This window comes from Pseudoxanthobacter soli DSM 19599, from assembly GCF_900148505.1.
GTDB classification, from domain to species: domain Bacteria; phylum Pseudomonadota; class Alphaproteobacteria; order Rhizobiales; family Segnochrobactraceae; genus Pseudoxanthobacter; species Pseudoxanthobacter soli.
The window spans coordinates 573,147-591,717 of record NZ_FRXO01000003.1 but is presented as its reverse complement, the minus strand read 5'-3'; the positions used below and the strand labels follow the sequence as shown (position 1 = coordinate 591,717).

16 protein-coding genes and 1 tRNA gene are annotated in these 18,571 nt (G+C 69.9%); 6 read left to right on the top strand and 11 right to left on the bottom strand.

From position 1 onward, the window contains the following. Positions 1-100 precede the first annotated feature (100 nt). Together ispG and BUF17_RS10200 are read right to left on the bottom strand one after the other, a co-directional pair. On the bottom strand, positions 101-1,414 hold the full coding sequence (ispG, locus tag BUF17_RS10205; RefSeq protein ID WP_073628126.1) for a flavodoxin-dependent (E)-4-hydroxy-3-methylbut-2-enyl-diphosphate synthase: 1,314 nt from the start codon (positions 1,412-1,414) through the stop codon (positions 101-103). A 136-nt stretch (positions 1,415-1,550) separates the two neighbouring features. Then, on the bottom strand, positions 1,551-2,063 hold the full coding sequence (locus BUF17_RS10200; protein ID WP_244530832.1) for a Fur family transcriptional regulator: 513 nt from the start codon (positions 2,061-2,063) through the stop codon (positions 1,551-1,553). A gap of 246 nt (positions 2,064-2,309) precedes the next feature. On the opposite strand from BUF17_RS10200, the gene BUF17_RS10195 reads away from it, so the two are divergent. From BUF17_RS10195 to BUF17_RS10180, 4 genes are all read left to right on the top strand, one after another. After that, positions 2,310-3,089 carry a 3-hydroxybutyrate dehydrogenase gene (locus tag BUF17_RS10195; protein ID WP_073628124.1) on the top strand — a complete coding sequence of 260 codons (780 nt, stop codon included), beginning with the start codon at positions 2,310-2,312 and terminating at the stop codon, positions 3,087-3,089. Between the two features lie 114 nt (positions 3,090-3,203). Then, complete coding sequence (locus BUF17_RS10190; protein ID WP_084564380.1) at positions 3,204-5,330, top strand: FUSC family protein; 2,127 nt, start codon at positions 3,204-3,206, stop codon at positions 5,328-5,330. After that, a complete protein-coding gene (locus tag BUF17_RS10185; RefSeq protein ID WP_073628122.1) occupies positions 5,330-5,584 on the top strand; it encodes a DUF1656 domain-containing protein in 255 nt (84 codons plus the stop codon). The genes BUF17_RS10190 and BUF17_RS10185 overlap by 1 nt, the downstream gene beginning before the upstream one ends. Positions 5,585-5,756: 172 nt before the next feature. After that, entirely contained in the window at positions 5,757-6,659 is a 903-nt protein-coding gene (locus tag BUF17_RS10180; RefSeq protein ID WP_073628120.1) for an efflux RND transporter periplasmic adaptor subunit, read from the top strand. A 44-nt stretch (positions 6,660-6,703) separates the two neighbouring features. Here BUF17_RS10180 and BUF17_RS10175 read toward each other — a convergent pair whose 3' ends face one another. Next, the gene (locus BUF17_RS10175; protein ID WP_073628369.1) at positions 6,704-7,333 is read right to left on the bottom strand and encodes a class I SAM-dependent methyltransferase; all 630 of its coding nucleotides are present in this window, start codon (positions 7,331-7,333) and stop codon (positions 6,704-6,706) included. A gap of 638 nt (positions 7,334-7,971) precedes the next feature. Here BUF17_RS10175 and BUF17_RS22905 point away from each other — a divergent pair. Beyond that, the gene (locus tag BUF17_RS22905; RefSeq protein ID WP_175563670.1) at positions 7,972-8,118 is read left to right on the top strand and encodes a hypothetical protein; all 147 of its coding nucleotides are present in this window, start codon (positions 7,972-7,974) and stop codon (positions 8,116-8,118) included. A gap of 226 nt (positions 8,119-8,344) precedes the next feature. Here the strand turns inward: BUF17_RS22905 and BUF17_RS10165 are convergent. From BUF17_RS10165 to uvrB, 3 genes are all read right to left on the bottom strand, one after another. Beyond that, positions 8,345-8,419: transfer RNA gene (locus tag BUF17_RS10165), tRNA-Gly, on the bottom strand. A gap of 143 nt (positions 8,420-8,562) precedes the next feature. Then, the gene (locus BUF17_RS10160; protein ID WP_073628116.1) at positions 8,563-9,699 is read right to left on the bottom strand and encodes a S1 family serine peptidase; all 1,137 of its coding nucleotides are present in this window, start codon (positions 9,697-9,699) and stop codon (positions 8,563-8,565) included. 89 nt (positions 9,700-9,788) lie between these two features. Continuing rightward, positions 9,789-12,632 (bottom strand): excinuclease ABC subunit UvrB, encoded by a 2,844-nt coding sequence (uvrB, locus tag BUF17_RS10155; protein ID WP_084564376.1) that lies wholly within the window; start codon positions 12,630-12,632, stop codon positions 9,789-9,791. A gap of 291 nt (positions 12,633-12,923) precedes the next feature. On the opposite strand from uvrB, the gene BUF17_RS10150 reads away from it, so the two are divergent. Continuing rightward, positions 12,924-13,997: a D-alanine--D-alanine ligase family protein gene (locus tag BUF17_RS10150; protein WP_073628367.1), complete on the top strand. Its 1,074-nt coding sequence runs from the start codon at positions 12,924-12,926 to the stop codon at positions 13,995-13,997. 62 nt (positions 13,998-14,059) lie between these two features. On the opposite strand, the gene BUF17_RS10145 is transcribed toward BUF17_RS10150, so the two are convergent. The 5 genes from BUF17_RS10145 to BUF17_RS10125 form a co-directional block, all read right to left on the bottom strand. Then, complete coding sequence (locus BUF17_RS10145) at positions 14,060-14,287, bottom strand: Trm112 family protein (protein ID WP_073628112.1); 228 nt, start codon at positions 14,285-14,287, stop codon at positions 14,060-14,062. Between the two features lie 56 nt (positions 14,288-14,343). Next, on the bottom strand, positions 14,344-15,030 hold the full coding sequence (locus BUF17_RS10140) for an LON peptidase substrate-binding domain-containing protein (RefSeq protein WP_073628365.1): 687 nt from the start codon (positions 15,028-15,030) through the stop codon (positions 14,344-14,346). A gap of 83 nt (positions 15,031-15,113) precedes the next feature. Next, on the bottom strand, positions 15,114-16,046 hold the full coding sequence (gene trxA / locus BUF17_RS10135; RefSeq protein ID WP_073628110.1) for a thioredoxin: 933 nt from the start codon (positions 16,044-16,046) through the stop codon (positions 15,114-15,116). A 298-nt stretch (positions 16,047-16,344) separates the two neighbouring features. Next, on the bottom strand, positions 16,345-17,052 hold the full coding sequence (locus BUF17_RS10130; RefSeq protein ID WP_342185913.1) for a prolyl-tRNA synthetase associated domain-containing protein: 708 nt from the start codon (positions 17,050-17,052) through the stop codon (positions 16,345-16,347). A 76-nt stretch (positions 17,053-17,128) separates the two neighbouring features. Then, positions 17,129-18,538 carry a helix-turn-helix domain-containing protein gene (locus BUF17_RS10125; RefSeq protein WP_073628361.1) on the bottom strand — a complete coding sequence of 470 codons (1,410 nt, stop codon included), beginning with the start codon at positions 18,536-18,538 and terminating at the stop codon, positions 17,129-17,131. Between the last annotated feature and the right edge of the window lie 33 nt (positions 18,539-18,571).

Below are 18,571 nucleotides of genomic sequence, written 5' to 3'. Positions count from 1 at the left end.
CGGGCTGCCGCCCGCGCCCGACTTTTCTTTCGGGCTGCCGCCCGGACCCACTTGGGGCCGGAGGCCCCAAACCCCGTCAATCGGACCGAAACGGCCTTCGTCAGGCCGCGTCCGAGGCCGGGTTGGCCGGAGCGGCGTCCTTGCCGCCGCCGAACCGGCGCTCGATATAGTCCTCGACCAGCGCCTTGAACTCGGCGGCGATGTTGGGCCCGCGCAGCGTCAGCGCCTTGGCGCCGTCGATGAACACCGGCGCCGAGGGGGATTCGCCCGTTCCCGGCAGCGAGATGCCGATATCGGCGTGCTTCGATTCGCCCGGACCGTTGACGATGCAGCCCATCACCGCGACCTTGAGCTTCTCCACGCCCGGATAGGTCTCGCGCCACACCGGCATCCGCTCGCCGATATGCGCCTCGATGGATTTCGCCAGCTCCTGGAACACCGTGGACGTGGTGCGGCCGCAGCCCGGGCAGGCCGCCACCACCGGCAGGAAGGTGCGGAAACCCATGGTCTGCAGGATCTCCTGCGCGACCTTCACCTCCAGCGTGCGGTCGCCGCCCGGTTCCGGCGTGAGCGAGATGCGGATGGTGTCGCCGATGCCTTCCTGCAGCAGCACCGACAGCGCCGCCGACGATGCCACGATGCCCTTGGAACCCATGCCCGCCTCGGTGAGGCCGAGGTGAAGCGCGTAGTCGCAGCGCCGCGCGAGGTCGCGGTAGACCGCGATCAGGTCCTGCACCTGGGAGACCTTGGCCGACAGGATGATGCGGTCGCGCCCGAGGCCGATCTCCTCCGCGCGCTCCGCCGACAGGATCGCCGAGCGGATGATCGCTTCGCGCAGGATCGCCGCCGCCGTGCGCGGCCGCGCGCTCGCCGCGTTCTCGTCCATCAGCGCGGTCAGGAGTTCCTGGTCGAGCGAGCCCCAGTTGACCCCGATGCGCACCGCCTTGCCGTGGCGGGCCGCGAGTTCGACGATGGCGCCGAACTGCTTGTCGCGCTTGTCCTTGAAGCCGACATTGCCGGGATTGATGCGGTATTTCGCCAGCGCCTCGGCACAGGCCGGATGATCGGCGAGGAGCTTGTGGCCGATATAGTGGAAATCGCCCACGAGCGGTACGCGGATGCCGCGCCGCTCCAGCCGCTCGCGGATGTGCGGCACCGCCGCCGCGGCCTCCGGACGGTCGACCGTGATGCGCACGATCTCCGACCCGGCCCGCGCCAGCGCCGCGACCTGCGCGACGGTCGAATCCACGTCGGCGGTGTCGGTGTTGGTCATGGACTGAACGACGATCGGGGCGTCGCCGCCGACCTTCACGCCGTCGACGTCGACCTGCACCGTCCGCTTGCGCGGCAGGGGACCCGCCTCGCCGGAACCGTCGCCGAAGGCCGCTTCGGGCGCCAGTGTCGCTGCATCCATGGTGCTTTCCCCGGAAAGGGCGCGCCCGTGCACGGAAAAATCCGCGGGGCCGGCGCCCGGAAATCTGTCGCCCGGCGGCGGCACGCCGCGCCGGACGGTCGCCCGGTGGTGCCAGAGCCCGCCGGGGCCGTCAATCTCACGCCGCGGCCGCCCCGGCGCAATGGCTGCACAGCCCGCTGATCTCGATCGCCGCCGTATGGGGCACGAAGCCGGTCTTAGCGGACAGCCCGGCGAGGTCGATGCCGATCTCGGCCGCCGCGATCTCCGCCACCTGCCCGCAGGTCTCGCAGATCAGGAAGACAACCGGCCGTGCGGCATCATGATGGCCGTCGCAGGCCACGAACGCGTTGAGCCGCTCGATGCGGTGGGCGAGGCCGTTTTCGGTCAGGAAGCCGAGCGCCCGGTAGACCGAGATCGGCGCCGGCGGCGGGCCGCCCGCCCCGAGGCGCTCGATGATGTCGTAGGCGCCGGCGGGCTTGTGGTTGGCGACCAGCGCCTCCAGCACCGCGCGGCGCTGCGTGGTGAGCTTCACGCCGCGCTCGCGGCACACCTTCTCCGCCCGCTCGATGACGCTGCCGGCACAGGGGCCGTGGTCGTGATCGGGCGTCAGGAAGGCCTCGCTGTCATGATCGTGGTGATGGGTTTCCAAATCCGCGATCTCCCGGCCGCGATCCCCGCGCGCCCCCGCCGTTTCCGGCCGGGCCGTCGTTCCGGGCCTGCGCGACATCGTCCCGTTGATCCGTCATACGAAAAATATAGCATGGAGACCGCCTGCCGCCGAGGGGGTGCGGGTGAATGTCTCCCCCTTTGACGCCGCATCGCTCACGGCGGAACGGCAGGGTATTCTCGCATTTCCAGGCGTTGTTTCCGAAACCGCATTCAGGAAGATATATCCATGTTGAAGGGCAAGACCGCCGTCGTCACCGGTTCCACCTCCGGTATCGGCCTCGAATATGCGAAGATCTTCGCCGCCAACGGAGCCAACGTCGTCATCAACGGCTTCGGCCCGGCGGACGCGATCGAGGCCACCCGGGCCGCGCTCGAAAAGGACTACGGCGTGAAGGCGCTCTACGACGCCGCCGACATGACGAAGCCCGACCAGATCGCCAAGATGATCTCGACCGCCGAGGAGACGTTCGGCGGCATCGACATCCTCGTCAACAATGCCGGCATCCAGTTCGTCTCGCCGATCGAGGATTTCCCGATCGAGAAGTGGGACGCGATCATCGCGATCAACCTGACCTCGGCGTTCCACACCATCCGCGCCGCCGTGCCGGGCATGAAGAAGCGCAAGTGGGGCCGCATCATCAACACCGCCTCGGCCCACGCGCTGGTCGCCTCGCCGTTCAAGTCGGCCTATGTCTCGGCCAAGCACGGCATCGCCGGCCTCACCAAGACCGTGGCGCTGGAGACGGCGACCTTCGGCATCACCTGCAACGCGATCTGCCCGGGCTATGTCTGGACCCCGCTGGTCGAGAAGCAGATCCCAGATACCGCCAAGGCCCGCGGCATCAGCGAGGAGGAAGTGAAGAAGTTCCTTCTCAGCGAGCAGCCGACCCAGGAATTCGTCACCGTCGAGCAGGTCGCTTCGCTCGCGCTGTTCCTGGCCAGCGACGGCGCGGCGTCCATCACCGGCGCCATCATGCCGATCGACGGCGGCTGGACCGCCCAGTAACCGGCCTCTCCTCCCGGCCCTGAACGGCTCCCCCGGGCGAATCCCGGGGGAGCGGTTCTTCCGGAACACCCGATACCCGGCCTTCCTATCCCTGGCTCACGATATCCGGCATCCATGGCGACAACGGCCGATCGGACCCTCCTGAAAAGCCACGCCTGGCAGGCCGCGTCGTTCGCGGGGGATTGTCTCTATTCCCTCAAGACCTTCGCCGCCGCGATGCTGGCGCTCTATCTCTCGTTCGCGTTCGGCCTCAGCAAGCCGGCGTGGGCGATGGGGTCGGTCTATCTGGTGTCGCAGCCGCTCGCCGGCGCCACCGGCTCCAAGGCGATCTTCCGCATGCTCGGCACGCTGCTCGGCGCGACGGCGGCGGTCGTGCTGGTGCCGAACCTCGTCGACGCGCCGCTGATCCTGTCGGCTGCGCTGGCGGCGTGGACCGGCATCTGCCTCTATCTCTCGCTGCTCGACCGCACCCCGCGGTCCTACGTCTTCCTGCTCGCGGGCTACACCGCCGCGATCATCGGCTTTCCGAGCGTCGGCGATCCCGCCTCGATCTTCATGGTGGCCGTCGCCCGCGTGGAGGAGATCGGCCTCGCCATCGTCTGCGCCACGGTGATCGGCCTCATCGTGCTGCCGCGCGATACCGGCCCGCAGGTCGCCGAGCGGCTGCGGACATGGATGATGGCGGCCGACCGGCTGGCGGTGGATTCGCTCGCCGCCGACACGAAGGGCGTCGAGATCGCCCGGATGAGGCGCCGGCTCGCGGCAGACGCCGCGGACCTTCAGGGCGTGATGCTGTTCCTGAACTACGACCCTTCCGCCCACAGCGGCATCGCGCGGCGGCTGAAGGCGGTCCACGACCGCATGATCCTGATGCTGCCGACGCTCTCGGCGATCCGCGACCGGTTCCAGTTCCTGCGCGGCGAAGGCACCCTGCCGGCCGGTTTCGAGGCCCTCGCCGCCAAGCTCGTGGCCTGGATCGGACAGGGCGTGGACGCGCCGCCCGCGCTCGCCCGCGAGATCCGCGACGACATCGCCCGGCTGGAGCCGGCCGATCCGACCGCGGACGGCTGGCAATCGGCGACGCTCACCAATCTCTGCCAGCGCCTGTCCTATTTCATGGACCTCAGGGAAGACTGCATCGATCTCTGGCTGGCGATCCGCGAGGGCCGGCGCACCCTCGCCCGCCCGCCGCGATACGACACCCGGGCGGTGGAATCCGTGCCGCTTCACGCCGACCACGGACTCGCGGCGCGCATCGCCATCGCGGTGACGGTCTCGATCTCCGCCGTCTGCGCGGTCTGGATCGTCGGCGGCTGGACCTGGGGCGCGAACGCCGCCATCCAGGTGGCGGTATACGGCAGCGTCGTCTCCGCGATCGACAATCCCTGGCCGCGGCTGCGCACGTTCATCTTCGCGACGCTGATCGCGCTCGTGATCCTGTTCGTCTACCAGTTCGGCATCCTGCCGAAGATCGACGGTTTCGCGGCGCTCGTCGTCGCGCTCGCGCCGCTGATGCTGCCTCTCGGCGTGATGATGTCGTCGCCGACCTGGGGCACCTACGGCTTCGTCGTCCTCGTGAGCGTGGTGCTTCTGCTCGGACTGCAGAACAATTATCCGGTGACCGACCTGCCCTCGTTCCTCAACGCCAACATCGCATCGCTGTTCGGCATGCTGTTCGTCGCCGCCGTCGTGCGCACGGTGCGCACGCTCGATCCGGCACAGGCCGCCCGGCGGCTCACGCGCGCGGGGCTGCGCGACCTCATGGCCGTCGCAGCCGGCCACACCCGCGAGGGCCGCGATCCGTTCACCCGGCGGATGATCGACCGCGTCGGCCTGATCGTTCCCCGGCTGACCGGCGAGCCGCGGCAGGACGATGCCGCGGAAAAAGTGTTCGCGGACCTGATGGCGGCCGGCGGCCTGGAAGACCTCGCGGCGCTGCGCGCCCGGTTGCCGCCCGAGGCGGGGCCCAAGATCGACCGGCTGTTCTCGATGGCCGAGGCCCATTTCCGCGCGCGCCTCGCCGACAGGCCGCCACCGTCGGGCACCGACTCGCTCAGCGTGCTCGACGACATCCTTGCCTGCCTGACGGCCCACGCCGCGACCACGCCGAAGGCGGTGCTGCGGGAGGCCGTTGCGGCGCTGGTCGGCTTCCGCCGCGCCGCGCTTCGCTCCCGCGCGCCCGCCCCCGCCCTGACGGCCATTCCCGCCTCGACGCCCCTTGCCGCCTCGGAGACCCATTGATGGGCGAGATCGACATCTACGGCGTGATCGTGCCGGTCCTGCTGATCGCCGGGCTTTTCGCGCTGCTGATCACCCTTCTCGCGGGCCGCCTCATGGACCGCTTCGGCCTCTACCGCTTCATCTGGCACCGCGCGCTGTTCGATCTGGCGATCTTCGTGATCGCGCTCGGCGCGCTGCTCCAGATTCCGGTCGGCGTCACCCATCCCTATCTGGGCCTGCCGGCGACGGCGGCCAGCGAAGACACGCCGTCGTGAGTTTCCCCGCGCCGCGCCGCCGCCGACCGGGCCTGACCACCTTCCCGCGGACTGACCTTCCCGAGGGCTTACCTTCCCAAGGACTTACCTTCCCAAGGGCTTACCTTCCCAAGGGCTTACCTTCCCATGAGGATTTGGCGATGATCGCCCGAAACACCGGACGGACCTTTTCATGAGCCACTGGTTCAGCCGCATCTTCCGCGTGGTGGCCACGCTCATCGTCGTCGCCGTCGCCTCCCTGGTCGGCTACCAGCTCTGGGTCTACTACATGGATGCCCCGTGGACGCGCGACGGGCAGGTGACCGCCGATGTTGTCGGGCTGACGCCGGACGTCTCGGGCCTGGTCGTGGAGGTGCTCGCCACCGATAACCAGCAGGTCAAGGCCGGCGACCTGCTGTTCCGGATCGATCCCTCGCGCTACGAGATCGCGCTCCGGCAGGCGGAGGCCGTGCTCGCCAGCAAGAAGGCCGCTCTGGTGCTCGCAGAGCGCAACCAGCAGCGCTACAGCCAGCTCACCGACCTCACGGTCACGGCCGAAGAGAAGCAGACCGTCGACACCGACGCCGCCATGGCCACGGCGGCGGTCGAGCAGGCGACGGCGGACCGCGACCTCGCCGCCCTCAACCTGGAGCGGACCCGCGTCAAGGCGCCGGTGGACGGCATCGTCACCAACTTCACCATGCGCAAGGGCGACTACGTGACGACCGGCCACCCCGTGTTCGCGCTGATCGACAGCGATTCCTTCTATGTCGACGGCTATTTCCCGGAGACGAAGCTGTCGCGCATCGCGGTCGGCGACCGCGCCGTGGTGGTGCTGCTCGGCGACGACCCCGTGGTCACCGGGCGGGTGCAGAGCATCGCCGGCGGCATTTCCAGCAGCAACGTCGCGGCGAGTTCGAGCCTGCTCGCCCGGATCGATCCGACCTTCGACTGGGTGCGCCTCGCCCAGCGCGTGCCGGTGCGCATCGAACTCGACCAGCCGCTGCCCGCGGGGGTGAAGCTCGTCGTCGGCCGCACCGCCAGCGTCGAGATCCTGCCGCAGACCGCCGGCACCGGCGCCAAGCCGGCGCCCTGAGAAGCGCGGGGACCGGTTCGCGGCACGGCGCGAACCGGCGGCGTTCAGACGGAGGCGACCGGCTCCTTGCGGAAGCGGATCAGCGTGTAGACGCCGAACGGCTTCAACGCCGTGCGTTCCACCAGCGTCATTTCCGGCCGGGTTTCCCGCCACGCCGCGATGCGGGCGAAGGGAAATTCGGGCCGGAGGCCGAGGTGCCGGGTGCGCCTGGCGAACCAGCGTTCCACAGCCGCGGCGACGCCCGTTTCCGAATAGAGGTGGTTGACGAGAACGACCTCACCGCCCGGCCGGACCACGCGGGCGCATTCGTCCAGCACCCGTTCCGGCGACTGCACCAGCGTGATGACGAACTGCGCCACCACGCAGTCGAAGCTGGAATCCGGGAAGGCGAGGTCGTGGGCATCCATCTGCGCCAGCGCCTTGACCTGGGGGAACCGGCCGGTGCCAGCCTTCTGGCGCGCCTTTTCCAGCATCGGCTCCGACAGGTCGATGCCGGTGATCTCGGTGGAAGCATCATAATCGGGGAAGGACAGCCCGGTACCGACGCCGATTTCGAGGATGCGGCCGCCGACCCGGCCGGCCGCCTGGGCGGCGGCGCGGCGCCCGGCGAGGAACACCGGGCCGATGATGGCATCGTAGACGGGCGCCCAGCGGGCATAGGCCTTCTCGACCATGTGATGCTCGAGGTCCGCCGTGGAATGAACCGCGATCGACGGGGTGCGATCCCTGTCCGCCGTGCCGGATGTCGCTGCGCTCTTCATCATGCCTCTCGCAAACGGAACGGTCACGAACGCGACGGCCTTCCGGCCGCCCGCGCGCGACACTCACCGGAGCGCGGGCAGCGGGCACGGGCGGCGCCCGGCCACGCGGATGCGCTCCGCATTTCAACAGCTTGAGCATTCCCGTCATCCGGACCGGTACGATCCCGACGAACCATGCCTAGCGCGGCATTGTGACAGTTGCTGAGTGGCACCCGCCGACATTGCCGGTGGACCGGCCGGGCATGGCATCAGATTCCATTTGTACCTGTTTTGTTCTTATGGAATCCATAGCCGGATGGAGCATGGAACCACGAGCGTCCGTCCCGGCCAGCGGGGCGAGCCCCGTTCCGGCGCCGGGCGAATCGGTGACGGGGTCACGCGAGACGCGGCCAGACGGGATTTGGCCAGGCGAGATGCGAGCCAAGCGGGATGCGGGCCAAGTGGGATTTGGCCAAGCGGGATGCGGGCCAAGCGGGATGCAAAACCGAAAGCGAGCGGGCACGGCGATGAACGAACCCATGGATCGGAGCGGATGGACCGAGCGACCGCCGGTGGACGAAGTCGAGGATTTCATCGTGGAATCGGGCGGCGCGTGGCGGGCCGTTCGCCTGCTGCTCGACGAGGTGGCGCTGCTGCAGGCCGAACGCGACTTCATGGCCGCGCAGGTATCCGCCGGCTATGTGCGGCGGCCGCCCTGAGCCCATGCGTTCAGACCGGAAAGCGCTCGCGCGCATGTCCCGTTCAGATCAAACCGATCTGAACGACAAGCAAATGCTCAAGCTTTTGAATCCGGAGCGTTTTCCTGTCGATCCGATGTTTCCATCAGATCGGAAAGCGCTCCGAAGCACGATCAGGCGTGACGACGCCCCGGCGGCCCGAGGGGCCGAAGGCGATCTTCGGTCATCGCGATCGGAAGCGGAAATCTGGAGCGGGTGATGGGAATCGAACCCACGACATACAGCTTGGGAAGCTGTCGTTCTACCACTGAACTACACCCGCGCAGCCGGCATCGGAGGCGCATCGCCCTCTCTGCGGCGGGCCGCCGGCAGGCATCTCGTCCGCCCTGCGACCGTGTTCTTCGATAACCGATCTCCGCGCGGCTGTCATCAGGCAGAACGCGCGGCGAGAGCGGGACGCGGGTTTCAGGGCTGGACGGCAGTGGATTTCCCGGTGATGCCGGGCACGGCCCGCCGGGTGGCCCGGCCGACATCGACGCCCGGCAGGCCGGGTCCGGTCGGAACCGCGACGCCGGCTTCGGGCGGCGCGGCCGCGCCGGACAGGTCCACACCGGAAAGGTCGACACCCGAAAGGTCGACGCTGCCGACCGGGACGGCGCGCACCTGCACGGCGGCCGAAGCGACGCCCCCGGCCCCGGCCGGCGGGGGCGGCGCCGTGCGGGCGAGGTCGCGCCCGGCCGCGGCGATGGCGCCGGAAACGTCGAGCGCGGTGGTGAAGCTGCCCTTGCGCTCGTCATAGGGCGCCCCGGCGAGTTTCGGATTGCGCCACGGACCGGTGGAGATGGTGATGCCGCGCAGCACCAGCGGGCCGCCGCCCTGCCCGCCATCGAGGCGCATCAGGTTCGCACCGCCCGAGGACGAGCCGGTGGCATCGCAATCGGTGCGGAACGGCTGCGCCGGGCCGGAGGCACCGGCCGCGCCGGCGCTTCCCGGCGTGGCAGCGGGATTGGGTGTGGTGGTGGACTTGGGTGTGGGGGTGGGCTTGGGTGTGGTGGGCTTGAGAGCCGGCACCTTCCTGATCACGCAGCCCTGCGCCACCGGCACGCCCTTGTCGACCTCCTTCGCCATGCCCGCCGGGTGGGCGGTGATGACGACGAGACGTTCCCCCACGGCGGGCGGCGCCTCCGCGGCGCCGAACGGAACGGCCCCGGCGACCGGCGCGGCGAGCCGCACGACCGCATAGTCCTCCGCCGAGCCGGGCTTCGGACGGGCGGCCCCGAAGCGAGCATAGCCGTCGACGGTGACGAGATCGACCACCACCGGATCGGCGTCCTGGTTCTTGAAGAAGCATTTCGAGCGCGGCCGGCCCGAGGGCTCGAACAGGATGTGCGCGGCGGTCAGCACCTGCGCGCCGTCGAGAAACAGCACGCCCGTGCCCATCGACGGCGACGGCGACAGGCAGCCGACGAAGCCGGTCGCCTTGCGGATGCGGGCGACCTCGGCGGCGTCGAGCCCGAGCCGGCCCGCGGCGGCAATCAGGGACTCCCGGTCGTCCGCGCCGTCGATGACGTTGGCGGCGGCGCTTGCGGCGAGGCCCCACACGCCCGCCGCCAGACAGAGAAGCGCCGCGCGTCGCGCGGGCCGAGGCCTGCCATCGGATCGGTTCGTCCTCTGCACCGCCCCTGCCCCCGTTATCGCCGGCGGGAACTGGCGCGGGTGCCCGGCTTGCCGCCGGAGGATTGCCCGCCGCGGGCGCCGCGCGGCTTGAAATTGGCGGTGCCGGGATCGGGCCGCTCGGGCAGCGGAGCGTCGAGGCCGAGGGGGATTTCGCGGTCGGTGCCTGGCCCCATATCGTCGAGATCCGGCGCGCGGACCTTGGAGCCCGCGCCGGGCTTCGGCGGCAGGTTGGCGCTGGAGCCGTAACGGCGTTCGCCCTTGAACCGGCCGGCGGAGGCTTCCACCTCCGCCTGACGGCCGAGCGGATCGTCGGCAACCGCGAGTTCGGTCGCCTGCAGCCGCTTGAGCTCGTCGCGCAGGCGGGCGGCTTCCTCGAACTCCAGGTTGGCGGCGGCGTCGCGCATCCGCTTCTCCAGGTCCGCCATGTGGGCCTTGAGATTGTGGCCGACCAGCGCGCCTTCGTCGGCGAAGCCGGCATCGACCGTGACGCGGTCGCGCTCGTAGACCGAATCGAGGATGTCGCCGATCGCCTTCTTCACCGATTCCGGCGTGATGCCGTGCTCGGCATTGTAGGCGAGCTGCTTGTCGCGGCGGCGGCTGGTTTCCGCGATCGCCCGCTCCATCGAGCCGGTCATCCTGTCGGCATAGAGCAGCACCCGGCCGTCGACATTGCGCGCCGCGCGGCCGATGGTCTGGACCAGCGACGTCTCGGAGCGCAGGAAGCCTTCCTTGTCGGCATCGAGGATCGCCACCAGCGCGCATTCCGGTATGTCGAGACCCTCGCGCAGCAGGTTGATGCCGACCAGCACGTCGAAGGCGCCGAGGCGCAGGTCGCGGATGATCTCGATGCGCTCCAGCGTGTCGATGTCGGAGTGCATGTAGCGCACCCGGACGCCGTGCTCGTGGAGATATTCGGTGAGATCCTCGGCCATGCGCTTCGTCAGCACCGTGACGAGGCTGCGATAGCCGCGGGCGGCCACCGCGCGCACCTCGCCGAGGAGATCGTCCACCTGCGCCTTGGCGGGGCGGATTTCCACCGGCGGATCGACCAGACCGGTCGGGCGGATGACCTGCTCGGCAAACACGCCGCCGGCTTCCTCCATCTCCCACGCTGCCGGCGTGGCGCTGACGGCGACCGTCTGCGGCCGCATCGCATCCCATTCCTCGAAGCGCAGCGGCCGGTTGTCCATGCACGACGGCAGGCGGAAGCCGTATTCGGCGAGCGTCGCCTTGCGGCGGAAGTCGCCGCGATACATGCCGCCGATCTGGGGCACGGTGACGTGGCTCTCGTCGATGAACACGAGCGCGTTGTCGGGCAGATATTCGAACAGCGTCGGCGGCGGCTCGCCGGGCAGGCGGCCGGTGAGGTAGCGCGAATAGTTCTCGATGCCGGCGCAGGAGCCGGTCGCCTCCATCATCTCCAGGTCGAACCGGGTGCGCTGCTCCAGCCGCTGGGCCTCCAGCAGCCGGCCGGCCTTTTCCAGCTCCACGAGCCGCGCCTTCAGCTCGTCGCGGATGCTCTTCATCGCCTGGTTGAGGGTCGGCCGCGGCGTCACATAATGCGAGTTGGCGTAGATCTTGACGAATTTCAGCTCGCCGGTGCGGCTGCCGGTCAGGGGATCGAACTCCGTGATGGATTCGATCTCGTCGCCGAACATCGAGACGCGCCAGGCGCGGTCCTCGTAGTGGGCGGGGAAGATCTCCACCGTGTCGCCGCGCACCCGGAAGGTGCCGCGGACGAAATTGATGTCGGCGCGCTTGTATTGCAGGGCGACGAGGTCGGCGAGGAGCTGGCGCTGGTCGATGCGCTCGCCGATCTCGAGGCCGAAGGTCATCGCGGTGTAGGTCTCGACCGAACCGATACCGTAGATGCACGACACCGAGGCGACGATGATGACATCGTCGCGTTCGAGCAGCGAGCGGGTCGCCGAGTGGCGCATCCGGTCGATCTGCTCGTTGATGGAGGATTCCTTCTCGATATAGGTATCCGTGCGCGGAACGTAGGCTTCCGGCTGGTAATAATCGTAGTACGAGACGAAATATTCCACCGCGTTGTCGGGGAAGAACGCCTTGAACTCGCCATAGAGCTGGGCGGCCAGCGTCTTGTTCGGGGCGAGCACCAGCGCCGGGCGCTGGGTGCGCTCGATGACGTTCGCCATGGTGAAGGTCTTGCCGGAGCCGGTGACGCCGAGCAGCACCTGGGTGCGGTCGCCGGAGCCGATGCCCTCGACGAGGTCGGCGATCGCGGTCGGCTGGTCGCCGCGCGGCTCGAACGGCGAGGCCACCTTGAACGGGATGCCGCCTTCCGACTTCTCCGGCCGGGGCGGACGATGCGGCGTCCAAGGCTTGCCGTCGAACTCCTTGCGGCCGTTCTGGATCAGATGTTCGAGGGCGGCGACCGTCGCGGTGACGGCGTTCTGCGGCAGCGCGCCGACATCCTCCAGCGCGATGTCGAGGCCGGCGACGGGGTTGAGGCCGCCGGCGACGCGCGAGCGGGCGTCCGCCGCCTCGCCGCCCTTCGGCCCCGCCTTCGCCTTGCCGCGCGCCTTCGCGGCCGGCGGCGCCTCGGTCTTCGGTCTGGCCGGGCGCGCGGGTTTGGCAGCCGGCTCGGCAGCCGCGGCCGGACCCCAGAGGTGTTCCTCGGCGTCGATGCGCTCGGCGTCGCCCTCGATCTCGGCCGCCCAATCGGACACGGACCCGGTCAGCCGGCCGCGAAGGCTGCGCTGCGGCGCCTCGCCGAACCCGTCCGGCGCGCCCTCGCCGACGCCGGACGAGAAATCCTGAGACGGCAAAGCATCATCGCCGCCGGCATCGGACGGGCGAGCGGACGGGGCGCGGGAACGCGGGGACCGGGTCATGGGCAATCATCCGGGTTCGATCATCCGGGCGTGGCGGACCGGACGCGAGGCAAGCCGGCTCGAATCCGTTCTGGAAAAAATTCCTATAGCACGATCCGCGCTGCCGGTGCAGTCCCGGGATATGGGTTCTCGGCGCCCGCGCTGCAACCGCCACGCCTTCCTTCCGGGCGCGGCGGCAGAGGGTCCCGCCGACCGGCATTTTGCGAATTGTTCACCATGGCCGCCCTAGAAATGCCGGTCCGTGCCGGCGCGTGCCGCATGCCGGCGGACGAGGCGCGAACGGAGCTTGCGATGACGGACGAGCGGACGAAATCGAGGCTGCGCATCGCCGTGCTGTTCGGCGGCCGTTCCGCCGAGCACGAGGTCTCGGTCATGTCGGCGACCAACGTCATGCGGGCGCTCGATCCGGCGCGGTACGACGCCGTCCCGGTGTTCGTCACCCGCGACGGACGATGGCTGAAGAGCCGGTTCGAGGACGGCAGCCTGTCGCAGCCGGAGCGGGGCACCGAGCTCGTGCTCGTGCCGGGCGGACGCGGCCGGATGCTGGCGCTCCGCGCCGACGGCACGGTTCGCGATCTCGACACGATCGATCTGGTCTTTCCCGTGCTCCACGGCCCCCACGGCGAGGACGGCTCGGTGCAGGGCGCCGCCGAGGTCGCGCGCGTGCCGCTTGTCGGCTGCGGCATCCTCGGCTCGGCCGCCGCGCTCGACAAGGACATCGCCAAGCGGCTGCTCCGGGCCGCGGGCGTTCCGACCGCCCGCGCGGTGGTGATCCGGCCGGGCGACGGGCCCGCGTTCGCGGAGATCGAGCGCGCGCTCGGCCTGCCGGTGTTCGTCAAGCCGGCGCGGCAGGGTTCGTCGGTCGGGGTCAGCAAGGTCGCCGGCGCGGCGGATTACGACGCCGCGCTCGCCGAGGGGTTCCGGCACGACGGCAAGCTGCTCGCGGAGGAATTCGTCGAGGGGCGCGAGGTCGAGTGCAGCGTGCTGGAGGCCGCCGACGGTTCGCTCACCGTGTCGCGGCCGGGCGAGATCGTGCCCGCGGCGAGCCACGGCTTCTACAGCTACGACGCCAAATATGTCGATGCGGACGGCGCGGCCCTCAAGGTGCCGGCCGATCTGCCGGAGGAGACCGAAGCCGCCATCCGCGCGACGGCGGCCGAGGCGTTCCGCGCGGTCGGCTGCGACGGCATGGCCCGGGTCGATTTCTTCCTGAAGCCGGACGGACAGTTCCTCGTCAACGAGGTCAACACCATTCCGGGCTTCACCGACATCAGCATGTATCCGAAGGCGATGGCGGCGAGCGGCATCGGCTATGCCGAGCTGATCGACCGGCTGGTGGCGCACGGCCTCGCACGCGGCGCTTGAGGCGCCGGGAAACCGGAGGTCGGTGGCCAGTGGCCGGATCGCGGAGAAGCGTTCCCTCCGGCTCAATCCTCCAGCGGCCGCGCCTCCTCGGCCAGCATGATCGGCACGCCGTCGCGGATCGGGAAGGCGAGCCGGGCGGCACGCGAGACGAGTTCCTGCGCGCCGGCATCATATTCGAGGGTGGTCTTGGTCAGCGGGCACACCAGAAGCTCCAGAAGCTTCGGATCCACCTTCCGCGGCGGCGCCGCGGCGGGTTCGAACGCCCCGCTCCTGTTCGCTTCGTCGGACAACGTCCTGTCTCCGGTGCAGCCTCGCCGTCCGGATCGGCCGACCCGGACGGAAAGGATCAGTTGATGCGCGGGCCGCCCTCACGGTCGGACTTCACCAGCTCCATCTCGGTGATGGCGATGAGCGTCTCGGAGCGCGCCTTCAGGTCCGGCGCCTCCAGCAGGGCCTGCTTCTCCGCCGGCCCGTAGGGGCTCATCATCGACAATGCGTTGACGAGCACCTCGTTGGAGGCCCGTTCCACGCTCGGCCAGTCGGTCTCCAGCTCGTTGGCGTCGAGATAGGCCCGGAACGTCTCCAGCAGCGTGCCGCGGTCGACATCAGATTCGCGGGAATCCGGCACGAAGTCCTCGGCGAACGAGCGGGTGGTGATGCGGCACAGCCGGAACGGCTTGTCGCTTTCGAGTTCCTCGACGATCTGGAAGCGCGCCACGCCGGTGAGATTGATGACGTAGCGGCCGTCGTCGCTTTCCTGGAACGCGGTGATGCGGCCGGCGCAGCCGACGCCGCACAGCGGCGGACGGTCGTCCAGCTCGTCGTCACCGAGCCCGAGATCGAAGCGCGGCTGCACGATGCCGATCAGCCGGTCGCCGCCCAGCACAGCGTCCACCATCTCCAGATAGCGCGGCTCGAACACGTTGAGCGGCATCTGTCCCCGCGGCAGCAGCAGCGCCCCGGAAAGCGGAAAGACCGGAATCACATCCGGCAGGTTCGTCGGCTGGCGAAGGGACGCTATAGTGCCGGCCATGTCGGCGTCTTCCTCATCGAGATCGGTCCAGCCCTGTCCGTCGGCGGCGCAATAGCGCGGCACCCGGCAACGGCTCGCGCCGTTCAGGAGAACAATACCGACGACAACCGCCGCCGGCCCTCCCGCGTCATCGGATCCTTCGGGCCCCATGCCTCGAAGAACTGCAGCAGCTGCTTGCGCGCGCCGTCCTCGTTCCAGGTGCGGTCGCGGCGGATGATCTCGATCAGGTGATCGAGCGCACCCTGCCGGTCGTTCTGGGCCGCGAGCAACAGCGCCAGATCGAACCGGGCCTGATGGTTGTCGGGGTCGACCTCGACCTCCCGCGCCAGCACGGCGCCGTCGCCGAGATCGGCCGCCTGCTCGGCAAGCTCGATGGCCGCGCGCACCGCCGCCAGCGCCGGATCGTTGGCCTTCTCCGGCGGCACGGCGGCCAGCGTCTCGCGCGCGCCGTCGAGGTCGCCCTCGGCGACGGCGATCTGCGCCAGACCGGCGAAGGCACGCACCGCCTCGGGATCGGCCTCGATCACGGCGGCATAGCGGGCGGTCGCGCCCTCGATGTCGCCGGAGGCGCGCAGCGCATCGGCCTCGTCGAGAACGGCGGCGATGTCCGGGCCGCCGCCGGGGCCGGCGATGCGGTCGATGAAGGCCTGGATCTGGCTTTCCGGCACCGCGCCCATGAAGCCGTCGACCGGCTGGCCGTTGGCGAAGGCGATGACGGCGGGAATGGAGCGGATGCCGAGCTGGCCGGCGATTTCCGGATGGTCGTCGATGTTCATCTTGACGAGGCGGACGCGGCCCTTGGCGGCGCGCACCACCTTCTCGATCACCGGGGCGAGCTGCTTGCACGGGCCGCACCACGGCGCCCAGAAATCGACCAGCACCGGCACCTGGCGCGACGGCGCCAGCACGTCCTGAGCGAAGGTGGCCGTCGTGGTGTTCACCACATCGTCCGCGGCCGCGGAGGGCGCCGCGGCCTTCGCGGGGGCGGCATTGCCGAACAGGAGGGACTCGCTCATGGATCGTCGTCCTTCTTCTTCCGATCGGGCCTCGCGCCCGCGTTCGTCTCGCCGCCGGGATATCCGGAACCCGGCACCCGAAATCTCGTTCCGCCGGGCGATCCGGATCCGCCCCGGGTGCCGCCGCGCGGCCGGAACGGACCGCCGCTCCGGCGACCATCGCATATTTCCGTTCCGGGATGCACCCGGTCCGTTGCCGCTGTCGATGCGGCCGGTCAAATCGTCGCCGGAAACCGGCTGCGGCCGGGCCACCGGCACGCCTTCGGCCCGGCAGACAGATGGGGCCGCGGCGGCGGAATTACAAACCGGCCTCGATCGCCTGCCGGCTCACCGCGACGATCGCCGGGGGATGGCCGACCTCGTCCAGGAAGCGCACCAGATCCGCCCGCGCGATGGTGGTGGTCGCGGTGTTCTCCAGAGGATGAAAATTCAGCACCGGCTCGGCCATCATCGCCGCATCGAGCACGACCTTGACGCGGCCGGCGGTGTCGTTGATCGCGGCGAACGGCGTCACCGAGCCCGGCACCACGCCGAGCACCTCCCACAGGAGTTCGGGCTTGCCGAAGCTCACCTTGCCGCTGCCGCCGATGAGGGTGTGCACCGTCTTCAGCTCGATCTCGGCATCTTCGAGCGCCACCACCAGGAACAGCGCGTCCTTGCGGTCCTTCAGAAAGAGGTTCTTGCAGTGCGCGCCCTCGATGGTGCCGCGCAGCGCGCGGGATTCCTCCACCGTGTGCAGCGGGGGATGATCCGACGTCTTGCTGGCGATGCCGAGGGCGTCGAGGCGGGCGAGGAGGTCGGCACGGGAGAGCGGCATGGCAGACAGCGGCATAGCAGACAGCGGCATGGCAGACACCGGCATGGCGGTTTCCGGACGGGCGGGATCGGCGGTGTTCTGCACCGGGCGCGCCGCGGGAGCAAGCGCGATCCGGCAGGACAACAGAAGCAGGACGACAAGCGGGGCGACACCCAGGACGACACCGACGACGACACGCAGATCCGTCACGCAGGTTCGTGACGCAGGTTCGTCACGCGGGGCCGGCGGCCTTTCGACGGGCTGGCGGCGACGGGCGCCCGCGGTGTCAGTCGCGCGTCATGCGGTAACTCTGCTCGCCGCGACGGTCGAGATCGACGGCGATGCGTCTGTCCACGGCCGGCACCGCGCGCTGGTGGCAGTCCGGCCGCTCGCAGATGCGGCAGCTCACGCCGATGCGGGCGACGTTGACGAGCTTCGGATCGATGTCGCGGGCATAGACGAACTCGTGGGCATGATGCAGCTCGCAGCCGAGCCCGATGGCGAAATGCGCCTGCAGCGCGCCATGGTGGGTGCGCGGCCTGGTCACGCAGCGGGCGAGCGACAGATAGCGCGAGCCATCCGGCAACTCGGCGACCTGCGTCAGGATGCGGTCCGGGCTCTCGAACGCCTCGTGGACGTTCCAGAGCGCGCAGGCCCCGCCGAAGCGGGCGAAATGGAAGCGGGTGGCGCTGTGGCGCTTCACGACGTTGCCTGCGCGGTCGACCTTGACGAAATAGACCGGCACGCCCTTCTCGTCCGGCCGCTGCAGGCTGGAAAGCCGGTGGCCAACCTGTTCGAGGCTGGCGCCGAACAGCCGGGCGAGGCGTTCGAGATCGTGGCGCGTCTCGCGCGCCGCCGCCAGGAAGCGGCGATAGGGCAGCATCAGCGCCGCCGCGGCATAGTTGGCGAGCGCCAGGCGGCAGATGTCCTCGGCGGCGGGGGAGGACAGCCGCGCCTCGGCGATCACCGCGTCGATCGCTTCCGCCTGCTCCAGCATGCCGATCTGCCACGCCATCATGAAGCTCGCCGTCGGCGGATCGAGATCGCCGCGCAGCGTCAGGACCCGCGCGGCGCGATCGAACGCGCGCACCGGGGCGCCGTCTTCCTCGGCATGGGCGATGCGGACATCGTGGCGCACCCGCAGATGATCGACCATGAGCCCCGGCGCCAGCCCGGCCGGACGGCCGAGGCGCTCGGCGAGCGCTTCCGCCGCGCGGTCGATGCGGTCGACATAGTTGTCGGTGAACTGGAAGAAGTCGCGCACCTCCTCGAACGGCGTCGCGCGCACGTCGATGCCGGCCCCGAGGCTGTCGTCGAGGGCGTTCAGGCGGTCATGCAGCCGGCGATAGGCGCCGTGGAGATCGAGCAGCGCGCGGGCGAGCCACGGCGCGGTCGAGGTCGCCGCCTGGATCTCGGTGGGGCTCGCCGGGGTCGCCGCGAACACCGGATCGGCGAGCGCCTCCCGCAGGGCGGCGTTGAGGCGGCCCGGATCCTCCGCCGTGAACACCCCGACATCGATGCCGAAGCTCTCGCGCAGCGCCAGCAGCACCTGCGCCGTCAGCGGGCGCTGGTTGGTCTCGATCTGGCTGAGATAGGCGGTGGAGATGCCGAGCCGCTCGGCGAACTCGGTCTGGGTCCACCGGTCGCGCTCGCGCAGGCGGCGGAGCGCCTGTCCGGCAAAGAGCTTCTTGCGCATGGCCTCGGCCAAATCGAGGGGGAGATCGGGGAC